The following is a 21,740-nucleotide window of genomic DNA, read 5'->3' as shown; positions in this document are numbered from 1 at the left end:
GACCTACGCCCATCGCCGCGGGTGTCATCTCGACATCCGCTGCGGCGATGGGCGTAGGTTTTTCTCATGCCCGAACCTGATCCCGAGAAACCCGAAGAGGGCGTACGCCGCACTCGACCACAGTCGTCCGGGTTGCAGGCTGTACTCGCCCGCCGTCGTCAGGTTCGCGATCCACTTCCAGAAGCCTTGCTCCGCCGCGTCAAACAGTTCTCCGGCCGGCTCTCCACCGAGGCCGTGACCGTGATGGAGGAGCAGCTTCCGTTCTTCGACAGTCTCGACGCTTCGCAACGCGCCGACGTTCAACTGTTGGTGCAGACGTCGGTGGTGAATTTCCTGGAATGGCTGCGGCAACTCGACTCGGAGATCAGCTTCGGATACGAGTCGTTTCCGGTCATCCCTCAGGATCTTGCTCGACAGCTCACGCTGCGCCAGACCGTCGACATGGTCCGGGTGGCGATGGAGTTCTTCGAGAAATGGCTGCCGGCTCTCGCCCGCAACGATCAGCAGCTGATCGCGCTGACAGAAGCCGTCCTGCGCTACGGGCGTGAACTCGGTTTCGCAGCAGCGACGGTGTACGCAAGCGCTGCCGAGTCGCGGGGTGCCCTGGACACGCGACTGGAAGCGCTCGTCGTCGACGCCGTCGTGCAGGGAGACACCGGCTCGGACATGCTCTCTCGCGCCGCCACCTTGAACTGGGATGCCACGGCTCCGGCCACCGTCATCGTCGGGTCTCCCCCGCCGGACGAGCGGGTCTCGGTTGCCGGCACCGTCCACGCGACTGCCGCCGCGCACGGGCGCGCTGTTCTCGCCGTGGTGCAGGGTCCGCGACTGGTGATGATCGTCAGCGGCGAGCTGAGCAGTAAGACGGAAGGCAGCCAATTCCTTCAAGACCTGCTCATGAGTTTCGCCGACGAGCCGGTGGTGATCGGCCCGACGACACCCTCGTTGAGCGCAGCGCACTTCAGTGCGTCCGAAGCTCTGGCGGGAATCAAGGCTGTTGCCGGGTGGCGCGGCGCACCTCGCCCCGTTTTCGCGACTGAACTGCTCCCGGAACGGGCACTACTGGGAGACGCCGCTGCCGTGAAGGCTCTTCGCGATTTCCTTGTCGCACCTTTAGCTGAATCCGGCACAGTCTTGACCGATACTTTAGACAGTTATCTCGACTGTGGAGGTGCGGTTGAGACTTGTGCACGTCTTCTGTTTGTTCATCCAAATACCGTTCGGTACCGCTTGAAGCGAATCGCGGAAGTTACCGGCCGGGATCCAACGAATCCACGCGACGCGTATGTACTACGGATCGCCGCTACCGTGGGCCGATTGACACAAATCGATCTCAAATCGAACAATTCGGTTACTTCAGTCACATCTTTAACATCCGGACAAACAAACCTGTAACCCCTGAGCGTCCAATTTCGATGGCCGAGCGCGACGTGGGATTTTGTGGGAACCCTACAAAACACTTCGCCAGAGTTCATCGCGACCGACATCTCGCAGGTCGCTCGCGGCGGTGTTCTCTTAATAAGTGATTTCGTTGCTCGCCCCGGGACAGGGCTCTCAGACACCCGGCATGCTCAGCCCCTGGCTGGCACTGCCCGGAGCACAAGACCGCCTCGAAGTGTGGTCGAAGGCAGCCGGCCTGGACCTCGTCCGACTCGGCACGACCGCGACCGCCGAAGAAATCACCGACACCTCGGTAACCCAGCCCCTCGTCGTTGCCGCTGCTCTGCTGGCATACGAGGAAATCGAATCACGTGGGCTCCTCGGCGCCGACGTCATCGCTGCCGGCCATTCGGTAGGTGAACTTGCCGCTGCTGCGGTCGCCGGTGTTATCTCCGCTGACGACGCGGTCGCGCTTGCCGCCCTCCGTGGCGCCGAGATGGCCAAGGCTTGTGCGCTCGAGCCCACGGGCATGTCAGCCGTTCTCGGTGGAGACGAAGCCGAAGTGCTCGCACGAATCGAAGAACTCGGGCTGGAAGCAGCCAACCGCAATGCGGCCGGCCAGATCGTGGCGGCCGGACTGCTCACCGCGCTCGAAGAACTCGCAGCAAACGCACCCGAAAAGGCCCGAGTCCGCGCACTACCCGTCGCCGGAGCTTTCCACACCCGCTTCATGGCGCCTGCGCAGGACGCCGTCGCAGCTGCTGCCGCCAAGATCACCCCTTCCGATCCGACGCGCACGCTGCTTTCCAACTCGGATGGCGCACCCGTCTCCTCGGGCGCCGACGCCCTCACCAAGCTTGCCGCGCAGGTAACCCGCCCCGTTCGTTGGGACCTCTGCTCCGCGTCGTTGCGGACAGCAGAAGTCAGCGCGATCGTGGAACTCCCGCCGGCCGGAACCCTCGTCGGAATTGCCAAGCGTGAAATGCGTGGCACACCGACGGTGGCCCTCAAGAACCCGGAGGATATCTCCGCACTGTCCGAGCTGACCTAGCTCGGACGCCCACCCGGCCGATCAGCCCGAACGGCGGCCGGACGTTTCACCCCACCTCAATCGATCAAGAAGGGAGCCACACCAGTGGCCCACACTCAGGAAGAAATCATCGCGGAACTCGGCCAGATCGTGGAGGAGGTCACCGGTATCGAGCCTTCCGAGGTCACCGTTGACAAGTCCTTCGTGGACGACCTCGATATCGACTCCCTGTCCATGGTCGAGATCGCCGTTCAGACCGAAGACAAGTACGGCGTGAAGGTCCCCGACGAGGATCTTGCAGGTCTGCGCACCGTCGGCGACATCGTCGCGTACATCCAGAAGCTCGAAGCCGAAGGCGCCGAAGCCAAGAACGCAGAGTGAGCCGACCGTGACTTCCGCTTCTACCCGCAAAGGGAAATTCCCCGACATCGTCGTCACGAGCCTCGCGACGTCGACCTCGGTGGCTGGTGATGTGGATGGCACGTGGAAGGCGCTACTCGCCGGCGAAAGCGGCATCGGAATCCTCGATGACCCGTTCATCGACGAGTTCGACCTTCCCATTCGCATCGGCGGGCACCTGAAGGTTTCACCGGACGAGGGCTTGTCCCGCGTCGAAATTCGACGGATGAGCTGGGTGGAACGCCTTGCCCTCACGTTGAGTCGCACGGTCTGGAGCAACGCCGGCAGCCCTGAAGTCGATCAGGACCGCCTGGCCGTTGTCATCGGCACCGGACTCGGCGGCGGCGACACGCTCATCGACGCCGTCGACAAGCTCCGTGGCGGCGGATACCGCAAGGTGTCCCCGTTCTCGGTGCAGATGGTCATGCCCAACGGACCGGCCGCAACGGTCGGACTCGAACTCGGGGCCCGCGGTGGCGTCATCACTCCGGTGTCGGCATGTTCATCAGGTTCCGAGGCAATTGCTCACGCTCACCGCATGCTTGTCATGGGTGACGCGGACATGGTTGTGGCTGGTGGAGTCGAGAGCTTCATCGACGCCGTTCCGATCGCGAGCTTCGCCATGATGCGTGCGATGAGCACCAACAACGACAATCCGGCCGCAGCTTCACGTCCTTTCGACAAGGACCGCGACGGATTTGTCTTCGGCGAAGCCGGCGCCTTGATGATCCTCGAAACCGAGGAGCACGCAAAGGCACGCGGGGCAACGATTCACGCCCGCCTGCTTGGTTCCGGAATCACTTCGGACGGGTACCACATTGTGGCACCGCATCCGGAAGGCCTGGGCGCGGCGCGAGCCATGACCCGAGCAATCGAGATGGCCGGACTGACGAAGTCCGACATCAAGCACATCAACGCCCATGCCACTGCGACGCCGATCGGTGACATCGCAGAGGCAAAGGCAATCAACGCAGCGGTCGGCAATCACGCTGCGGTGTACGGCCCGAAATCCGCGCTGGGACACTCGATCGGCGCTGTCGGCGCCCTCGAATCAGTCCTCACGGTTCTGGCAGTGCGTGACGGGATCATCCCGCCCACGCTCAATGTTGACAGCCAGGATCCAGAAATCGATCTCGATGTCGTCAAGGGTGAACCCCGAACCGGCTCTTTCGATTTCGCACTGAACAACTCGTTCGGTTTCGGTGGGCACAATGTCGCGCTCGCCTTCGGTCGGGCCTAGCCCGAACCGCGGTTTGCACCTGTCCGCGGGTGTCGTTGCAACACAACGTCACCCGCGGACAACACCGACCTTTCGTTCCACCCAAGGCTCGTACTGAAGGAGGACGCGATGACCATCCTGGCCCCCGTGACAAAGTCCGAATCATCGACAGACCCGCGCGATCCTCTTGCGCGCCTGGAAAATCTGTTCGACCCCGGCACAACAGTGCCGCTCCACGCCCGTGACAAGTCCGGTGTGCTCGCCGCGTCCGGAAACATCGACGGCGTCCGCACCATCGCATACTGCTCCGACGCCACTGTCATGGGTGGCGCCATGGGCGTCGACGGTTGCAAACACCTCGTCAGAGCCATCGATACCGCTATCGAGGAAGAGTCCCCCATCGTGGGCCTCTGGCACTCCGGTGGCGCGCGTCTGGCTGAAGGCGTCGAGGCGCTCCACGCCGTCGGACTGGTCTTCGAGGCAATGGTCCGCGCGTCGGGTCTCATACCTCAAATTTCCGTCGTGCTCGGCTTTGCCGCTGGCGGAGCCGCGTATGGTCCAGCCCTCACCGATGTCGTGATCATGGCGCCGGAAGGCCGAGTGTTCGTCACCGGGCCAGACGTAGTTCGTAGTGTCACCGGCGAACAGGTCGACATGGTGTCACTCGGCGGTCCGGACACACACACCAAGAAGTCGGGTGTCGCGCACATCGCCGCACACGACGAGGCCGACGCATTGCACCGCGCGCGCCGCCTGGTCTCGATGATGTGCGAGCAGGGCGAATTCGATCAGCGGGCAGCGGAACTCGGCGACAGCGATCTGCGCGCCATGATGCCTGCCTCCGCGAAACGCGCGTACGACGTTCGTCCGATCGTTCACGAAATGCTCGACAACGTCGAAGGCGAGTCGAGTTTCGAAGAACTGCAAGGCAATTACGCTCGGAGCATCGTCACCGGTTTCGGCCGGATGGCCGGACGCACCGTTGGCGTCATTGCGAACAACCCACTGCGACTCGGGGGGTGCCTGAACTCCGAAAGTGCAGAGAAGGCCGCTCGATTCGTGCGACTGTGCAACGCATTTGGCGTGCCGCTCGTGGTCGTCGTCGATGTTCCCGGGTATTTGCCGGGCGTCTCGATGGAGTGGGAAGGCGTTGTCCGACGCGGAGCGAAGTTACTTCACGCCTTCGCCGAGGCAACGGTCCCCCGCGTCACCGTCGTCACTCGAAAGATCTACGGCGGCGCCTACATCGCGATGAACTCGCGAGCACTGGGAGCCACGGCCGTATTCGCTTGGCCCAACTCCGAAGTAGCCGTGATGGGTGCGAAGGCTGCTGTCGGCATCCTGCACAAGCGGGCCCTCGCAGCTGCACCGGACGACGAGCGTGAAGCATTGCACGACCGACTCGCTGCCGAGCACGAGGCAATCGCGGGCGGCGTCGACCGCGCGGTCGAAATCGGTGTCGTCGACGAGGAAATCGACCCGGCGAAGACTCGCAGCATCGTGACCGCTGCCCTCGCGTCTGCACCATCTGTCCGCGCGCGGCACAAGAACATTCCGCTCTGACAACCCTGGACAGCAAGGTGGGCCTCGCCGATACGGCGGGGCCCACCTTTGTCATTCAAGTCTTTGTCGTTCAAGCCGCGAGAGCACTCCGGGTTCAGGATGGACCTCGGTCAGCTGACACGCCTTCGCAGCCATGTCACTTCGGCACCTTCGCCTGAACTCCGGAAGGGTTCGAGTTCCTCGTCCCACGGTGTACCTATCGCCCGATCGATTTCCGCGGCGATGTCTCCACCGGAATTCATGATGGACCGCAGTTTCATCTCCCCTACGACGACATCACCGTTCGCACTGGTGGATCCGCGCCACAGGCCCAGACCGGGCACATGGCTGTACCGTTCGCCGTCGACGCCGTGACTCGGGTCCTCGGTGACCTCGAACCGCAACATCGGCCACGCGCGTAGCGAGTGGACCAGGCGGGCACAGGTTCCGACGGGACCCGTCCAGTCCGTCGTCGCACGCAGAAGCCCGTCGTAGGCAGGCTGTGAGGTCCATCTGAGCTTGGCAGGGCTGTCCAACGTGGCGGACAAAGCCCAATCCACGTGCGGGCACAGCGCCGCGGGCGACGAGTGGATGTAAACCACACCAGTCGTCACGTCCGCGAATTGATTCATTTCGCGCACTCGAGCCTCCTGCTTCGACGAGGGACGTCTTCCCCAACGACCTCTGTCGAGTTCGTGCAGCACGCTCGATTGAACAGTGTGCCTTGTGTTACCCGTGTTGCGCCAGTGGAAGGAGAGAAATTTGTGCTCTACCGCGAAACTTCACCGACCACGCCATCCGACAATTCGGTCCACAAAGGCTTGGCCCAATCACCGAAATCGCGATCGGTAAGCACGACGCACGCAGTATCGATCGTGGGATCGACCCACAGGAACGTCCCGGACTGGCCGAAATGACCGAAGGTAGCGGCCGAGTTCTCGAGACCCGTCCAATGCGGACGCTTGTCGCCCCGAATTTCGAATCCGAGCCCCCAGTCGTTGGGGCGCTGAGAGCCGTAACCCGGAAGAATTCCGTTGAGCCCCGGGAACTGCACAGTTGTCGCCTCTGCGAACGTCTGCGCCGAGACCAGAGTCGGCGAGAGCAGTTCAGCCGCGAACTTGGCCAAGTCGTCTGCCGATGCCTGCGCACCGTGACCGGCCGGACCGACAAGAGCCGCGCTGGTCATCGCCAACGGCGCGAACACCGCCTCGGCCAGATAGTCGGCAAATTCGATCTCGGTCTCCCGGGAAACCAACTCGGCAAGCACCTCGAACCCCGCACTCGAGTAGATCCGCTTCGACGCCACCGGCGCCTGAACAACACGTTCGGCGAATGCCAATCCCGAAGCATGTGCGAGGAGATGACGAACGGTCGACCCCTCAGGCCCGGCCGGCCCATCCAACTCGACCGCCCCCTCCTCCACTGCCACGAGAATCGCGTAGGCGCACAACAGTTTTGTCACCGAAGCCAGGGGGAAAACATGCGCCTGGTCGCCACTGAAACCACGAATGCGGTCGCCCTCACCGGGATTCTTCCCGGAGAGGACGACCGCTGCCGCATTGTCGACCGGCCACTGCTGGATTACGTCGAGACTGTGAGTACTGGGCACCCGATCAGACTACTGGCACAAGAGTTGCGCTTCCGATCACCAGTCAGCTTCGGTGTAGCGGATGACGCCGCGGATGTTCTTGCCATCCAACATGTCCTGGTAGCCGTCGTTCACGCCTTCGAGCGTGTAGGTCCGAGTCACCATGTCGTCGAGGTTCAGCTTGCCTGCCTTGTACATCGCGAGGAGGTTCGGCACGTCCTGGCGAGCGTTGCCACCGCCGAAAATGTTGCCCTGAAGGTCCTTCTGAAGCATCGCCATCAGGAACAGGTTCAGCTTCACATCCATGTCCGTCAGGTGCCCCATTGCGGTGACGACACAACGGCCGGCCTTTGCCGTCAGAATCATCGCTTCTTCGACGTACTCACCTCTCATTTCGCCGACGGTGATGATCGTCTTCTGTGCCATGCGGCCATACGTAGCGTCGATGATCGGCTGAATGGCAGCGGCAGCGCTTTCGAAAGCGTGCGTTGCGCCGAACTTCAGAGCCTGCTCACGCTTCCACGGCACGGGGTCGATGGCAAAGATGTACCGGGCGCCCGATGCAACTGCACCCTGTAGCGCACTGATACCGACGCCGCCGACACCCATGATCACAACGTCTTCGCCGGGCTTCACATCGGCGATGTGGGTTGCCGATCCCCAACCGGTCGGGACGCCGCAACCGACGAGTGCGGCAACCTCGAACGGAATATCCTTGTCGATCTTCACCACTGACGACTGGTTCACGACCATGTAGGGCGAGAACGTCCCTAGCAGGCACATCGGGATCACGTTTTCGCCGCGAGCCTGGATTCGGTAGGTACCGTCACTGATGGCCTGGCCGCTGAGGAGGCCCATCCCGAGGTCACACAGGTTCTGATGGCCGGCCGAGCACGCCGGACAGGTTCCACAAGCCGGAATGAAGGACAGAACGACGTGGTCGCCGACCTCCAGACCCTTGACCTCCGGGCCGAGCTTGGTGATGACGCCCGAACCCTCGTGCCCACCCATGACGGGGAACGACGGCATCGGGGTCGCGCCGGTGACGATGTGGTGATCGGAGTGGCACATTCCGGCCGCTTCCATGCGAATCTGAACTTCGCCGGCTACCGGCTCACCGATCTCGATCTCCTCGACGGACCACTTTTCATTGAGGCCCCACAGGATTGCACCCTTGGTCTTCACGTCACTTCACCCTTTCATTCGCACACCCGCATCTATCTCTGTGACCATAGCCACAAATCTGCGAAATTGGAACGTGTTCTAACGAAAGATTTTGCACTGCAGGTCAGACGTCCAAATGACCTGGCACAACCGGCGCGGCAACAACGGAATAATGACCCACTGAGTGGGACAGGCCACACGGGCACCCGAAAGTAGAGCCGCCCCGAAAGCACGCAACCATTCGACTCCACCCCCCCACCAATCGGTCGGACACAGAGCAGCGGGTCTGAAACAGACCTGGGCATGTTCTGGTGCATCTGAGGTTCGTCCTCAGGTTTTGAAGGTGGTGTTCGCCGGCCGCGGTTGCTGTCCGGGGTCGATCGAGGGCGGCGGAATGAACCAGGGTTTGTTGTCGGCGCCGATTCGGATTTCCCATTTCCCGACGAACCCGGATTTGCGGTGCATCAGTCGGTGGTGTGAACGGCACAGCAGGACCAGGTTGTTCATCACCGTCGGCCCACCGTTCGCCCAGTGCCGGATATGGTGCGCATCCGTCCAGGCGGGCACACATGTGCAACCCGGGAACGCGCAGCCCTTGTCCCGGGCGATCAACGCCACTCGCTGCTCCGCGGTGACCAACCTCTTTCCTGGTCTCGCATCCAACGGCGCGCCGTGACCGTCGAGCAGAACAGTGGACAGGAAACAATCACACCCGAGAAGCCTGGTCTGCGACACGGACAGCGGTCCGAGCCAGGGCATGTGCCCGACATCGAGATCCGACGCAGACTCTTCACCATCAGCAGTGGAGGGTGTCGCGGCGCAGTCCCGATGCTCAGCGAGATCCCGAGCGTTGATGTGCACGTTCACGTGCGGGCGTTGACCACCGTCTGTGCCTGTTTTGGCGCAGTCCAGGTAACGGCGGATCAGTTCGGTGAACCCGTCCGCCGTGCGTTTCGCCGCCGACCGAGAATCCGGGGTTCCGTCCGGTGCCGGGGTCGGCATCGTCAGATTCGACAACGCCGACAACAACATTTCCCCGGTGAGAGCGTCGAAATCACCACGCACCACCACCCGACCATTGAGCGTCGACGCGATCCGCAACTCGTTGAGATCGACATCTTCGGCGGGCGGAATCTCATCCGACTCGAACAACCTCTCCAACGTCGCGATCACGTTCCGCACCTTCGTCGTCGTCGCCTCCACACCCGACGCAGCCGCAAGCAGTAGGTCGATACAACGAGGGAGCGCCTCCTCCGGCATCCCCTTCGGTGGTGATTCACAGAACGCCACGATCAACACGGCATGCTCGAACGAGCAATCCCCGCAATCGAACCGAGCAGCCACCGCCGGAAACGGCCGCAAAGCTGCACCCAGGGCGGCGATCTTCTTCCCGTCCCGAACCTGCAGCATCGTGTTCGCCGCCAACCATGACCCGACTCCACGGCTGGCAATCACCTGATCATCCGGGCGCAACGACAGTTCGTCCACCACCGCCACCCGCACCGCTTCCAGGCGCAGAATCTCCGCACTCGACGACACCGCAGCCTCACGCAACTCGGCAGAAGACAACCGCCACAGGCGTCCGCGTAACCCCACCGCAGAACCAGACACCACGTCCGACGACAAGACACTCATTGAATCCCCCGATCCCCACCTCCAACAATACTCGAACACACGTTCGAGTCAAGAGGGTTTATCGAATCAATCCACCGAGCGTCCCGGAACCACCAGACCGCATTGATAGGCCAGAACCACCAACTGTGCGCGGTCACGGACATCAAGTTTTGTCATCGCCCGGTTCACGTGTGTTTTTGCCGTGACAGCGCTGATCACCAACTCCGCGGCGATCTCGTCGTTGGACATCCCCATAGCAACGAGAGTTACCACCTCGAGTTCACGCGGCGTCAATTGACCGAAGATCCCAGAAGTCGAGTCGGCCCGCGACGGAGTGGAAAGGAACCGAGAAATCAACGCGCTGGTCGCAATCGGCGACAGCAAAGAGTTCCCACCTGCGACCGTCCGAACAGCATCGAGTAGATCCTCGGCTCGGATTCCTTTGCCGATGAAGCCGCTGGCTCCAGCCCGGATCGCCTGTGCCACATGCTCATCCACTTCGAAGGTGGTAAGGATCAACACGTGCACGTCGGTCAAATCCGGATGATCGGCAATCATGGCGGTCGCTTCGACTCCGCTGGTGCCTGGCATTCGAATGTCCATCAATACAACGTCGGGTCGGTGCTCGAGCGCCGCCTGGAATGCCTGCTCTCCGTCTGCAGCCTCGGCGACCACCTCCATGTCCTCTTCCGAACCGATCAGCAGCGCAAGCGTTTGACGGAAGAGCGCCTGATCGTCTGCCACTACCACCCGAATACTCACGACTCCCCACTCTCCGAACCCCTGGACACCGAGACAAGCGGCAGTTGGGCGTCCACACGAAATCCCCCGTCCGCGCGGAATCCTGCTGACACTTCGCCTCCCATTGCCTGAGCCCTCTCTTTCATTCCGAGCAGTCCGTACCCGGGTGGCGACGTCGAAGGCACTGCTGTTCCGGAGTTTTCGACCGACAGCACCAGAACCTCGGCTTCGTACGACAACGACACGGTGACGGCCCCTGGCAACGCATGCTTGCTCGCATTCACGAGTGCTTCCTGGACAATTCGGTACGCCGTGAGGTCTACTGCTGGCCCGAGAGGGCGCAGCGAACCCACAGCGCGCACTTCGATTTCCATTCCCGCACTGACGAATTGATCCACCAGTGCCGGTAGATCCGAAAGCCCCGGAGCCGGTTTCATCGAGCGATCACCGTCCTGAGCGTCACGGAGAACTCCGACCGTGGCCCGAATTTCATCGAGTGCCGCCTTGGACGTTTCCTCCACTCCGCGTAGTGCAGTCGTCGCCTTCTCCGGGTCTTTCCCGATCAAGTGCGACGCGACCCCGACTTGCAGGTTGACCAAGGCAATGTGGTGCGCGACAACGTCGTGCAGGTCTCGCGCAATCCGCATCCTTTCTTCGACGACGCGGTGTCGGGCCTCGTCCTCGCGCATTCTTTCCGCTTGCACCGCGCGCGCCTCGACGGACTCCAGATAGGCTCGGCGAGAACGGACCTCGGCGCCGGCAAAACTTGCCATCAGCAACCAAGCCAACAACCCCAGTGCCTCCTGCAGGAGATTGTTCCCCACTCCCAGGAAGATCGTGACGAGCATCAGCGAGCTGACTGTGCTCGCCGCTGCGAAGAAGGTCCTCCGGCGGTCACTCGTGCTGGCAACGTAGTAGAGGCACACCATCGCTGCGGAACCTGTGCCGGCATTCGGCGGCGCTGACAGTGCAATCATCAATACGCCGAGGAGTACTGCCACCGCCAGTGCCGAGAACGGATAGCGCCTTCGGAACACGATGGTTGCCGCTGCGATCGCTGTTACAAGCACTCCCACAACCGTGACCTCGCGGGTGTCATTGCCGTCGAGCGCGATGCGGTGCGCCGTCCACGTGGCAAGGAGCACGAGAATCGCCAGTGCCAGGTCGATGGTGCGCGGGTGTTCCGCACACCATCGACCCCACGTCGATGTCGAAGTCATCGATCTACCGTATCCGGGTCACACCGACAACTTGTCGCTCGTGGGTTCACTGGATTCCTTCGAATCTGCGAGCAGCGCAGTCAACTGCTCCCCCTCGACATCGACGTTCGGGACCAACCGGTCCAGCCATGAGGGGAACCACCATGCCCTCGAGCCCAACAGGGACATGACGGCCGGTACGACGGTCATACGAATCACGAAGGCGTCGAACAGAACCGCGAACGAGAGTCCGAGTCCGATCTGCATGATGAAGGCGTCGCCGCCGAAGATGAAGCCCGCGAAAACGGCGATCATGATCAGCGCCGCGGCCGTGACCACTCGCGCGCCCTGGTCGAAGCCCTTCACGACTGCTTCATCCGGTCCGTCACCGTGGACGAACGCTTCACGCATTCTGGTCACCAGGAACACCTGGTAGTCCATCGCCAACCCGAAGACGATGCCAATCATGAAGATGGGCAACATCGCCACAACTGATCCGGTTTGACCTTCGATTCCGAGAATGCCGGCGAACCAACCCCACTGGAAGATCGCGACCAGCACACCGAACGTCGCACCGATCGAGAGCAGAAATCCGAGAGTTGCCTTGAGTGGTACCAAGATCGAGCGGAACACCAACATCAGGAGGATGAAGGCGAGGCCGACGACCAATGCGAGGTAGGGAACCAGGGCGTCGGCCAGGCGATCCGAAACGTCGATCGTCAACGCTGTCTGACCGGTGACCGACATCGTGGCTCCGGTCTCGTCGGTCAGTGATCCGGCGACCTCACGTATATCTGCGACGAGTGCCTTTGTTGCCTCGGTTTCGGGGCCGCTCGAGGGAACCACCGTGACGACTGCTGTATCGCCGGCCTGGTTGAGTGCTGGCGGCGTCACTGCCGCTACGTCGGGCAGAGCGCCGAGCTTTTCCTGGGCGCCGCTCAATGCCGCTGCCGGATCTGCGGCGTCGGCAACGTCGACGACCACCATGAGCGGACCGCTGAACCCGGCACCGAACCCCTCGGATAGTCGGTCGGTAGCCCTGGCGGCAGTTGTGTCGGGCACTGGTGGGCTCGCCAAACTCAGGTTGATTCCGAATGTGGGGATCGCCAGCAATCCCAGCCCGAGGACTGACGCGAGCAAAACCGGAACTCGACGCCGGATCACGAACTTGGCCCATCGCGAGCCCGCCCCCTCCGACTGTTTCCGGTGTGTCAGTTCACCGCCGGACGCCAGCAGTCGACGATCAGACCGACTCATGACGCGCGACCCTGCAAATCCGAGTGTGGCGGGCAGCAGCGTCAGTGAAATCACCACTGCAACAGCAACTGCGAATGCTGCAGCCAGACCCATGCTCGTCAGGAACGGGATGTTCACGACGAACAGTCCTGCCAATGCGATGAGCACCGTCAACCCCGCGAACACTACGGCCGAACCCGCAGTCCCCGCTGCGCGGCCCGCAGCAATTTCTGGATCATGTCCGTCACGTAGTTCGGAGCGGTAGCGCGAGACGATGAAGAGCGAATAGTCGATCGCCACGGCGAGCCCCAGCATCATTGCCAGGACGGTTGTGCTCGAACCTAATTCGATGAAACCAGTTGCGATTGTGATCGTGCAGATCGCGATGCCGATGCCGATCAACGCGCTGATCAAGGGAAGCCCCGCCGCAACCAAGGAACCGAAGGTGACGGTCAGCACCACCGCGGCGATCGCGACTCCGATCACCTCTCCCATCGATTCGGCGCTGCTTTCCATCAGCACGTTGCCGGCAACATCGACTGCCAGCCCTGAATCCGCGGCGTCGTGGACGGCGGACTCGAGCAGTTCTTTCGAACTGTCCGGTAAGTCCATCGAGTCGGCGGTATAGGAGACCTGCATGTATCCGATCGTCCCAGTCGGCGACACTCCGCCGGAGGCATACGGATCCGATACCGCTGCAACCTCGGGGTCCTTCCCGAGCGCAGAGACCAAGTCACTGACGGATTGTCGAATCGCCGGATCGGTGAGCGTCGTGCCCGCCGGAGATTCGAAGACGATGCGAGCACTGGCTCCGTCGGTGGACGATTGCGGAAATCTTTCAGCCAGAAGATCTTGCGCCGCTTGTGATTCGGTGCCCGGAATCGACAACGTATTGACGGTCGGACCGGACAGCGTTGCTGCGCCTACTCCGCCCGCCACCAGCAGGACGACCCAGAAGCCCACCATTGCCCAACGGCGCCGAAACGCGAGTCGCGAGAGTTTGTACAGGAATATCGACATGCGTGTCACTGTGCCGATACACGACCCCGTCGCACATCGTGCACAGGTAGGCAGTTCGACGTACTGCGCTCGCAGTAGGGCGGTGGTCCCCAGTGCTAGACGGGCAGGCCCAACTCCCTTGACCACGGCGGATCCGCCCCGGGACGTGACACGGTGACGGCTGCCGCGCGTGCGGCAAAGGTCAACGCGGCCGACCAATCTGCCTCGGTGAACGCACGCACAACAGCGACGTCGAGTGCGTCGTGACGATCAAGGTAGGCCAACAGGGCTCCGTGAACGGTATCGCCCGCACCGATCGTGTCCGCGACGTCGACCGCGGGCGCCGGCACCGAAACATCGAGTTCCTCGGTGATCAACCGCAACCCGTCACCACCACGGGTGAGCAGGACGGCGCCGACGCCTTCGTGGAGCCACTCGGCGCCGTCGACCGAACCCAACCACTTCGCGTCGTCGTCGCTCACTTTGAGAATATCGATGGCGGGCAACCACGAACGAAACCGTCGTCGATACGCGTCCGGGTCGGAGATCACCGCCGGACGAATGTTGGGGTCGACCATGGTGAGTCGACCGCGGGCGTGTGCTTCGTGCAGCAAAGCTTCGTAGGCCGAGGCCCCGGGCTCGAGCACCAGCGACAGCGTTCCGAACGAGAATGCCCGGGCAGAGGGAAGTTTCGGCAGCGCGAACTGTCGATCTGCCGTTCCCTCGAGGTAGAAGGAATACCGCGCACCTCCGTCCGCTGCAAGGTTCACGACGGCCAGAGTTGTCGGCTCGGGCCCACGTTCGACTCCGGTTGTGTCGACATTGGACGCGGCCAGCGAGTCGATCATCCGATCTCCGAAGGCGTCGGTGGACAAGCGAGAGACGAATCCCACGTCGGATCCGAGTCGACCCAGTGCAACCGCAACGTTGAACGGTCCACCGCCCAACTTGGGTGAGAAGTTCTCCCCCACCGGAACCAGATCAACCAGTCCCTCACCACACACCACGACGGATCGTTCGCGTGTATCACTCATCGGTAGACCCTAACCTTCTCACCGGTCGAAGATGGATGTGACCTGCTCGGCACGAACGAGTTCGGGTGCCGAGCAGGTCACGATTATGGTGGGATTCAGCTACCCACGCGCTCACCCGTAGTCGGGTCGAAGAGGTGAACGAGGCCGTCCACCCGCTCGAAGCCCAGCGTCTGGCCGTACTGCAGCTTCGATCGACCGCCGGTGCGTGCAACGAGCGAGATCGGGTCGGCTTCGGTACCAGGCACGTGTGCGTAGATGTACGACTCGTTGCCCAGTTCCTCTACCAGGTCGATCTGAGCTGCGATTCCGTCTCCGGCAGCAACCACCTGGAATTGCTCGGGCCGAATTCCCACTGTGACCGAAGCCAGACCGGCCGCGGCGATTGCCGCCATCTGCTCGCGGTCCAGCGGAACCTCGACGTCACCGAAACGCACCCCACCCGAACTGACCGGCGCCGTTACCAAGTTCATACCTGGAGATCCGATGAAACCGGCAACAAAAGCATTGGCCGGCCGATCGTAAAGTTCGGTCGGAGAGGCGAATTGTTGCAACTTGCCGCCCTTGAGCACTGCCACTCGATCACCCATCGTCATCGCTTCCACCTGATCGTGCGTGACGTAGACGGTGGTGGTTCCGAGACGACGCTGCAACGCCGCGATCTGCGTGCGGGTCTGGACGCGTAGCTTTGCGTCGAGGTTGGAGAGCGGCTCGTCCATGCAGAACACTTGCGGTTCACGAACGATAGCTCGGCCCATGGCAACTCGCTGCCGTTGACCACCGGAAAGCTTGGCCGGCTTGCGGTCGAGATAGTCAGTCAGGTCAAGCAGTTTAGCCGCTTCGGCCACTTTCTTCTTACGCTCCTCGACGGGCACACCGCGCATCTTCAACGCGAACCCCATATTTTCCCCGACGGTTTTGTTGGGGTACAGCGCGTAATTCTGGAAGACCATTGCGATGTCGCGATCCTTGGACGGGACATCGGTCATGTCCTTGCCGTTGATGGTGATCGCGCCGGAATCGATGTCCTCGAGCCCTGCCAACATGCGCAGGGCCGTGGACTTTCCGGAACCTGACGGACCGACGAGCACGATGAACTCCCCGTCGTTGATGTCGAGATCGAGTGAATCGACAGCGAGGGTCCCGGCACCTTCGTAGATGCAAGACGCTTTCTGGTACGAGATTTCAGCCATGACGAACTCCTGAGAGGGTGAGGAGAATTATTTGATTGCACCGAAGGACAGGCCGCGCACCAGTTTGTTCTGGGCGAACCAACCGGCCAGGATGACGGGCAATGCCGCCATGGTCGCTGCCGCGGAGAGCCGAGCCCAGTACAGGCCCTCGCCGGTGATGAACCCGACCAGGAAGACCGGAATCGTCTGTGCTTGAACAGCTGTCAGGTTGACGGCGAAGAAGAATTCGTTCCACGAGAAGATCACGCAGATCAGCGCAGTCGCAGCAATTCCGGGCGAGATCAGCGGGAGGATCACCTCGCGAACCGAGGTCCACAAACTCGCGCCGTCCATGCTGGCAGCTTCGAGAAGTTCGCCGGGGACTTCGAGAAAGAACGAACGCATCATCCACACTGCGATCGGCAGATTCATCGATGTGTACAAGATGACCAGCGCCCAGATGTTGTCGAGCAATCCGATGTCGTTGACGATCACGTACAGCGGCACGATTGCAGCGACGACTGGGAGCATCTTGGTACTGATGAAAAAGAACAGAACGTCCTGAGTCTTGGCTACCGGGCGAAGCGACAATGCAAACGCAGCCGGAACACCCAGTAGCAGAACAAGAATCGTCGACATGGCCGTCGCAAATGCGGAGTTTGCCAGCGTCGTGCCGAGACCGGAGTCGAGGACGGCACGGAACTGTTCGAGGGTGGGAGTGAAGAACAGCTTCGGCGGATCCGTGTAGGCGTCTGCCTCGGTCTTGAACGCGGTCAGGACCATCCAGAAGACCGGGAAGAAGAATCCGAGAGCGGCGATCCACGCCACGACCGACCACGGACTGAACTTACTGCTCTTCTTTTTCTTGACGACGGGTTTGTCGGTCGTCGCGCTTGTCGTCTCTACGGCAGTCATCACGCCGCCTCCTCGTTGCCGGTGAAGCTCTTGAAGATCAATCGGAGCGCAAGTGTCGACACGATGATCGTCGCGATCACTGTCACGACACCCATCGCCGCAGCTTGACCTACGTCGAAGCCGAGGAACGCGCGCTGGTAGATGTAGAACGGCAGGTTCGAGCTGGCCACGCCGGGCCCACCCGAGGTCATCATGTACACCGCGTCAAAGGTGTTCACGAGGTAGATCGCACCCAGAACTGCACCGAGTTCGATGAAGCGGCGCAGGTGCGGCAACGTCAGTTCGCGGAACATCGCAAACGGCTTGGCTCCGTCCACTCGTGCGGCTTCGAGAATGTCTCGGGGCATGGACTGCAAACCGGCCAGAATGAGCAGCATCATGAAGGGCGTCCACTGCCAGATCAGATTGATCATGACGGCGGCGAGCGGAAACTTGCTGACCCAGTCGACCTGGCCGACGCCGAAAGGCTGGAGGACAAAGTTCACGATACCGAACACCGGGTCGAACATTGTTGTCTTCCACAGCAATGCGCCGGCGACGGGAGTGATGAGAAACGGCGTGATCAGCAGTGTCCGCACGATCCCCCGACCAAGGAATGCGCGGTCGAGTAGCAGCGCCAGCGCGAGTCCGAGGATCACGGAAACGATGACGGTTCCCACGATCATGATGACCGTGTTGACCGCGACTTCCCGAAACTGACTGTCCTTGAAAACCTCTATGTAGTTGTCGAACCCGTTGAAGTGCCGCGATCCCGGCCGGACTAGGTTCCACGACTGCGTCGAGTAGTAGAGGGTGAACAGAAACGGAATCTGGGTGACGACGATCGAGAAGATCAACGCCGGCAACAGGGGACCTCTACGACGCCAACCCTCGGCGCGGGAGATCTTCTTTTCGACCCGGACCGGTGGCGCGTCGTCCACCGTAGTTCTGGGCTCGGCAACCGTAGTCATCGGTTCTCCTGATAGGTCTTGCCGACCACCTCGGCATACTGCTGGGATTGTTCGAGTGCTTCTTTCACGCTCTTCTGACCCGCGATGGCCGCACTGATCTGCTGGCTGACGCGAGTGCCCAGGTCCTGAAACTCAGGGATGGTGAGGAACTGGACGCCGGTGTACGGAACCGGTTGCACTGTCGGGTTTTTCGGATCTGCATTGTTGATCGATTCGAGGGTGATCGGACCGAATGCCTGTGCGGCCTCTTGATATTCCGGAATCTCGTAGGTCGATAGGCGACTTCCCGGAGGAACTCTCGACCAGCCGAGTTCGGTTCCGACCTTCTGGATGTAGTCCTTGTTCGTCATCCAGGAAATGAACTTCCAGGCGTCATCTTTGTTCTTTGCCGACTCCGGGATTCCGAGCGCCCACGTGTAGAGCCAACCAGGATCGGACTTCTCGACCTTCGGGGCCTTCGCATATCCGATGTTGCCGACTACCTTCGACGAGGCGGGATCTTCGAGCACCGACACAGCTGAGGTCGCGTCGTACCACATCGCCGTGTTGCCTTGCGCGAATTGTGTTGCACATTCACCGAATCCGCTTGTGGCAGGACCCGGCTGACCGTGCTCCTTGACCGTGTCCACGTAGAACTGAACCGCATCCTCGACCTGCGGACTGGTCAACTGCGCATTCCAATTCTCGTCGTACCAGCGTCCACCGAAGGTGTTGATCACTGTGTTCAGCGGTGCGAGTACCTCACCCCAGCCAGGCTTTCCGCGCAAGCAGATTCCCGCCATCTTGGCATCCGGGTTGTCGAACTGCGCTGCCCAACCTGCGACTTCTTGCCACGTCGGGTCTTCGGGAACTGTAATCCCCGCCTGATCGAACAGATCCTTGCGGTACATCAGGAACGACGACTCCCCGTAGAAGGGGACCGCGTACATACTGTCCTCGTACGACAGAGAAGTCTTGATCGACGGTACGAAGTCGTCCTCGTCGTAACCGGGCGTCGTGTCTGCATAGTCGGACAGGTTCGTGAGCCAACCGTTTGCAGCCCACTGAGGTGTCTCGTAGTTGCTGATCATCACGACGTCGAACTCACCGCCGCCGGTTGCCGTCGACGCTGTGATCTTGGCGCGCGCCTGGTTCTCGGAAAGGCTGACGAATTTGAGGTCGATGCCAGGGTTCTCGGCTTCGAAAGCCGGCGCCAGCTTGATGGCGTCCTGCATCTGCGAGTTCGACACCATCGCGATGGTGACTGTTCGTTCGCCGGAACCACCGAGCGCACCAGCGCCCGCACATCCCGACACCAGGAGGCAGAGCGCCGCCGCGGCAGCGCCCCACACTCGTCTTCCTGTTTTCACGGATTACCTTCCTTCACACTTGCGTGTCAGTCGCGCGCTCGGACCGCGAAGCTCGTGAGATCGCTAGCCTTCGAGCAGCCACTGGGCGCACTCGACGTCGGTGACGAGTACGTTTGCCAAACCTCCGCGCAATGCGCCCAGAACGGCCTGGCGTTTGTGTGTTCCCCCCGAAATCAGAATCGTCTGATCGCAGGATTTCACTGCGTCGAGCGATACGGAGACCGTTCGCTCAGGCAGTGGCCCCTCCACTGGATTGCCGTCGATCGTGTAGAAACGGCCGCCGATTTCACCGACAGCGCCTCGACTTTCCAACTCGTCCAGCATGGTCGAGTCGACGAAGCTACCGGCAAACAAGGTCGTGGCTGTCGAGACGGCACCGACTCCGAAAACCATGATGTCGGAATCAGTTCCGGCTTGCAGCGCCTTCGAGATCACCGAGTCGTTTCGCATCGACTCCACGGTCGCCGGGTCGGCATACAGCGGAGCGTTGAGACGAATAGGATTGGCCTGCAACTGTTGTGCACATCGGCCGATGGTGAAGTCGACACCGGTTTGGTAGTCGGTCACCGTCATGGAGCCGTCAAGTTGTACCACAGCCGAGCACTTCGCCGCCTTGTCTGGCAAAGATCCTGCTACCGCAACGGTTTCCGGACCCCAGGTAAAGCCGAGAACGCTCGACGGCTGCAGACGACGAACCAGAACTTCCGCTGCTCGTCGGCCGAGTGCGTCGAAGTCCGGATCGTCCGTATCCGAAATCGCTTCGGGGACGATCAACACTTCGGCCAACCCGAAGTGCTTCTCCAGCTTCGATTCCAACTCCGTGTTCACCGAACCTTCGAGCTCCGGCGGTACCAAAATCTCGACCCTGACCAAACCTTGCGTCCGCGCCCTGGCCAACAGTCGCCCGGCCGTCGGCCGCGAGACGCCCAACTTCGCTGCAATCTCCGCCTGGGTGGCGCCTTCGAGGTGATACATGGTCGCTGCCCGCAAGGCGAGCCGCACATCCTCGGAAGCGGGCAACTTCGACGACTTGAGTCCTGTGGGCTGAGCCGACTGGTTCACACGGTCTCCTTGTGCATCAGTTTCAAAGTTTCTCGATCGTGAGCAGATGCTCACTAGTTGTTCTTATGCTCATTAAGCTAACATCTACGTTGTGACCCACACAACAGTTTCCGGAGAATCCGTCGATCTACCTGCGACAATTCGGGCAAATGTCCTCGTCGAGACCGGAAAGATGCAGATGGTCGAGAGACCACGACCGTCCCCGAAGGCGGGTGAAGTCCTCGTTCGCATCCATGCCGTGGGCGTGTGCGGGTCGGACGCGCACTACTTTCACGAAGGTCGCATCGGCCCTTACGTAGTCAACTCACCGCTCGTTCTCGGACACGAAGCATCGGGACGCATCGCTGCGGTCGGTGACGGCGTCGACCCAAGACGCATCGGGCAGCGTGTCTCCATCGAGCCTCAGAAGCCCGATCCGACAAGTCCCGAATCCAAGGCAGGCAGATACAACCTCTGCCCTCATATGGAGTTCTTCGCGACGCCGCCGATCGACGGTGCGCTGACCGACTACGTCACGATCGGTGCCGACTTCGCCCATCCCATCGCAGATTCCGTGTCCTACGAGGCAGCTGCGCTGTTCGAGCCACTTTCCGTAGGGATCGCCTCAGCCCAGAAGGCGGGGATCACTGCCGGCTCTCGGGTGTTGATCGCCGGCGCCGGCCCGGTAGGAATCGTGACGACGCAGGTGGCCAAGGCATTCGGCGCGACGGAAGTCATCGTCTCGGACATCGACGCGGCCCGGCGTGATGTGGCACTGAAATTCGGCGCAACAACCGTCGTTGATCCCCATGTAAGCGACGTACGCTCGCTGGCCGTCGACGCATTCATCGACGCGTCGGGTGCCACGGCCGCAGTGATCGACGGGATTCACGCAGTTCGGCCCGCTGGAACCGTCGTTCTGGTCGGAATGGGTGCCGACGAGATACCGTTGCCGGTCCCGATCATTCAGAATCGCGAACTGATGCTCACCGGAGTGTTCCGATACGCCAACACGTGGCCGATCGCCGCCGCACTGGTCGCTGCCGGGCGCGTCGATCTGGACTCGATGGTCACAGCACGCTTTTCACTCGAACAGTCGCAAGAGGCCCTGGTGGCCGATCGCATTCCCGGCAGCATCAAAGCCGTAGTCATTGTCGCCGAAGGAGACTAG

The 21,740-nt window shown here is 61.5% G+C and carries 19 protein-coding genes; 6 read left to right on the top strand and 13 right to left on the bottom strand.

Annotated elements, in window-relative coordinates; all coding sequences use genetic code 11:
* Nucleotides 1-66 precede the first annotated feature (66 nt).
* From QM609_RS08440 to QM609_RS08420, 5 genes are all read left to right on the top strand, one after another.
* Entirely contained in the window at nt 67-1,395 is a 1,329-nt protein-coding gene (locus QM609_RS08440; protein ID WP_003941635.1) for a PucR family transcriptional regulator, read from the top strand.
* A gap of 127 nt (nt 1,396-1,522) precedes the next feature.
* Nucleotides 1,523-2,431 carry an ACP S-malonyltransferase gene (locus QM609_RS08435; RefSeq protein WP_064689135.1) on the top strand — a complete coding sequence of 303 codons (909 nt, stop codon included), beginning with the start codon at nt 1,523-1,525 and terminating at the stop codon, nt 2,429-2,431.
* 84 nt (nt 2,432-2,515) lie between these two features.
* On the top strand, nt 2,516-2,791 hold the full coding sequence (acpM, locus tag QM609_RS08430) for a meromycolate extension acyl carrier protein AcpM (protein ID WP_003941649.1): 276 nt from the start codon (nt 2,516-2,518) through the stop codon (nt 2,789-2,791).
* 7 nt (nt 2,792-2,798) lie between these two features.
* Nucleotides 2,799-4,049, top strand: coding sequence for a KasA/KasB family beta-ketoacyl-ACP synthase (locus QM609_RS08425; RefSeq protein ID WP_003941591.1), 1,251 nt, complete (start codon nt 2,799-2,801; stop codon nt 4,047-4,049).
* Between the two features lie 108 nt (nt 4,050-4,157).
* Entirely contained in the window at nt 4,158-5,591 is a 1,434-nt protein-coding gene (locus QM609_RS08420; protein ID WP_050656440.1) for an acyl-CoA carboxylase subunit beta, read from the top strand.
* Nucleotides 5,592-5,701: 110 nt separating this feature from the next.
* Here QM609_RS08420 and QM609_RS08415 read toward each other — a convergent pair whose 3' ends face one another.
* From QM609_RS08415 to QM609_RS08355, 13 genes are all read right to left on the bottom strand, one after another.
* Nucleotides 5,702-6,211 (bottom strand): DUF3145 domain-containing protein, encoded by a 510-nt coding sequence (locus tag QM609_RS08415; RefSeq protein ID WP_050657015.1) that lies wholly within the window; start codon nt 6,209-6,211, stop codon nt 5,702-5,704.
* 128 nt (nt 6,212-6,339) lie between these two features.
* A complete protein-coding gene (locus tag QM609_RS08410) occupies nt 6,340-7,179 on the bottom strand; it encodes a serine hydrolase domain-containing protein (RefSeq protein WP_007735479.1) in 840 nt (279 codons plus the stop codon).
* A gap of 36 nt (nt 7,180-7,215) precedes the next feature.
* On the bottom strand, nt 7,216-8,343 hold the full coding sequence (locus QM609_RS08405; RefSeq protein WP_007735481.1) for an NDMA-dependent alcohol dehydrogenase: 1,128 nt from the start codon (nt 8,341-8,343) through the stop codon (nt 7,216-7,218).
* A gap of 309 nt (nt 8,344-8,652) precedes the next feature.
* Nucleotides 8,653-9,957 carry an HNH endonuclease signature motif containing protein gene (locus QM609_RS08400; protein ID WP_050657009.1) on the bottom strand — a complete coding sequence of 435 codons (1,305 nt, stop codon included), beginning with the start codon at nt 9,955-9,957 and terminating at the stop codon, nt 8,653-8,655.
* A 66-nt stretch (nt 9,958-10,023) separates the two neighbouring features.
* The gene (locus tag QM609_RS08395) at nt 10,024-10,698 is read right to left on the bottom strand and encodes a response regulator transcription factor (protein WP_076948663.1); all 675 of its coding nucleotides are present in this window, start codon (nt 10,696-10,698) and stop codon (nt 10,024-10,026) included.
* Nucleotides 10,695-11,897 carry a sensor histidine kinase gene (locus QM609_RS08390; protein ID WP_050657011.1) on the bottom strand — a complete coding sequence of 401 codons (1,203 nt, stop codon included), beginning with the start codon at nt 11,895-11,897 and terminating at the stop codon, nt 10,695-10,697. The genes QM609_RS08395 and QM609_RS08390 overlap by 4 nt, the downstream gene beginning before the upstream one ends.
* Nucleotides 11,898-11,915: 18 nt before the next feature.
* Complete coding sequence (locus tag QM609_RS08385; RefSeq protein ID WP_149357664.1) at nt 11,916-14,132, bottom strand: MMPL family transporter; 2,217 nt, start codon at nt 14,130-14,132, stop codon at nt 11,916-11,918.
* 95 nt (nt 14,133-14,227) lie between these two features.
* Nucleotides 14,228-15,145, bottom strand: coding sequence for a carbohydrate kinase family protein (locus QM609_RS08380; RefSeq protein WP_042921922.1), 918 nt, complete (start codon nt 15,143-15,145; stop codon nt 14,228-14,230).
* A gap of 95 nt (nt 15,146-15,240) precedes the next feature.
* Entirely contained in the window at nt 15,241-16,335 is a 1,095-nt protein-coding gene (locus QM609_RS08375) for an ABC transporter ATP-binding protein (protein WP_050657012.1), read from the bottom strand.
* A gap of 27 nt (nt 16,336-16,362) precedes the next feature.
* Complete coding sequence (locus tag QM609_RS08370) at nt 16,363-17,229, bottom strand: carbohydrate ABC transporter permease (RefSeq protein WP_050657016.1); 867 nt, start codon at nt 17,227-17,229, stop codon at nt 16,363-16,365.
* Complete coding sequence (locus QM609_RS08365; RefSeq protein WP_019748978.1) at nt 17,229-18,179, bottom strand: carbohydrate ABC transporter permease; 951 nt, start codon at nt 18,177-18,179, stop codon at nt 17,229-17,231. The genes QM609_RS08370 and QM609_RS08365 overlap by 1 nt, the downstream gene beginning before the upstream one ends.
* Nucleotides 18,176-19,528, bottom strand: coding sequence for an ABC transporter substrate-binding protein (locus tag QM609_RS08360; protein WP_030536581.1), 1,353 nt, complete (start codon nt 19,526-19,528; stop codon nt 18,176-18,178). Before QM609_RS08360 ends, QM609_RS08365 begins: the two co-directional genes overlap by 4 nt.
* Before the next feature lie 63 nt (nt 19,529-19,591).
* Entirely contained in the window at nt 19,592-20,590 is a 999-nt protein-coding gene (locus QM609_RS08355; RefSeq protein WP_050657013.1) for a sugar-binding transcriptional regulator, read from the bottom strand.
* Nucleotides 20,591-20,729: 139 nt separating this feature from the next.
* Here QM609_RS08355 and QM609_RS08350 point away from each other — a divergent pair, with 139 nt between their 5' ends.
* Nucleotides 20,730-21,740, top strand: coding sequence for an NAD(P)-dependent alcohol dehydrogenase (locus QM609_RS08350; RefSeq protein ID WP_050657017.1), 1,011 nt, complete (start codon nt 20,730-20,732; stop codon nt 21,738-21,740).

Source organism: Rhodococcus sp. IEGM 1302, from assembly GCF_030056935.1.
Classification (GTDB): Bacteria; Actinomycetota; Actinomycetes; order Mycobacteriales; family Mycobacteriaceae; genus Rhodococcus_F; species Rhodococcus_F qingshengii.
The sequence above is the reverse complement of the archived record's forward strand: the minus strand, read 5'-3'. Positions and strand labels throughout refer to the sequence as shown.

Bases quoted from the DNA above. Each gene is read 5' to 3' on its own strand.
- QM609_RS08385 (WP_149357664.1), bottom strand. From the start codon at position 14,132: ATGTCGATATTCCTGTACAAACTCTCGCGACTCGCGTTTCGGCGCCGT.
- QM609_RS08375 (WP_050657012.1), bottom strand. From the start codon at position 16,335: ATGGCTGAAATCTCGTACCAGAAAGCGTCTTGCATCTACGAAGGTGCC.
- QM609_RS08400 (WP_050657009.1), bottom strand. From the start codon at position 9,957: ATGAGTGTCTTGTCGTCGGACGTGGTGTCTGGTTCTGCGGTGGGGTTA.
- QM609_RS08420 (WP_050656440.1), top strand. From the start codon at position 4,158: ATGACCATCCTGGCCCCCGTGACAAAGTCCGAATCATCGACAGACCCG.
- QM609_RS08380 (WP_042921922.1), bottom strand. From the start codon at position 15,145: ATGAGTGATACACGCGAACGATCCGTCGTGGTGTGTGGTGAGGGACTG.
- QM609_RS08440 (WP_003941635.1), top strand. From the start codon at position 67: ATGCCCGAACCTGATCCCGAGAAACCCGAAGAGGGCGTACGCCGCACT.
- QM609_RS08390 (WP_050657011.1), bottom strand. From the start codon at position 11,897: ATGACTTCGACATCGACGTGGGGTCGATGGTGTGCGGAACACCCGCGC.
- QM609_RS08370 (WP_050657016.1), bottom strand. From the start codon at position 17,229: ATGACTGCCGTAGAGACGACAAGCGCGACGACCGACAAACCCGTCGTC.
- QM609_RS08365 (WP_019748978.1), bottom strand. From the start codon at position 18,179: ATGACTACGGTTGCCGAGCCCAGAACTACGGTGGACGACGCGCCACCG.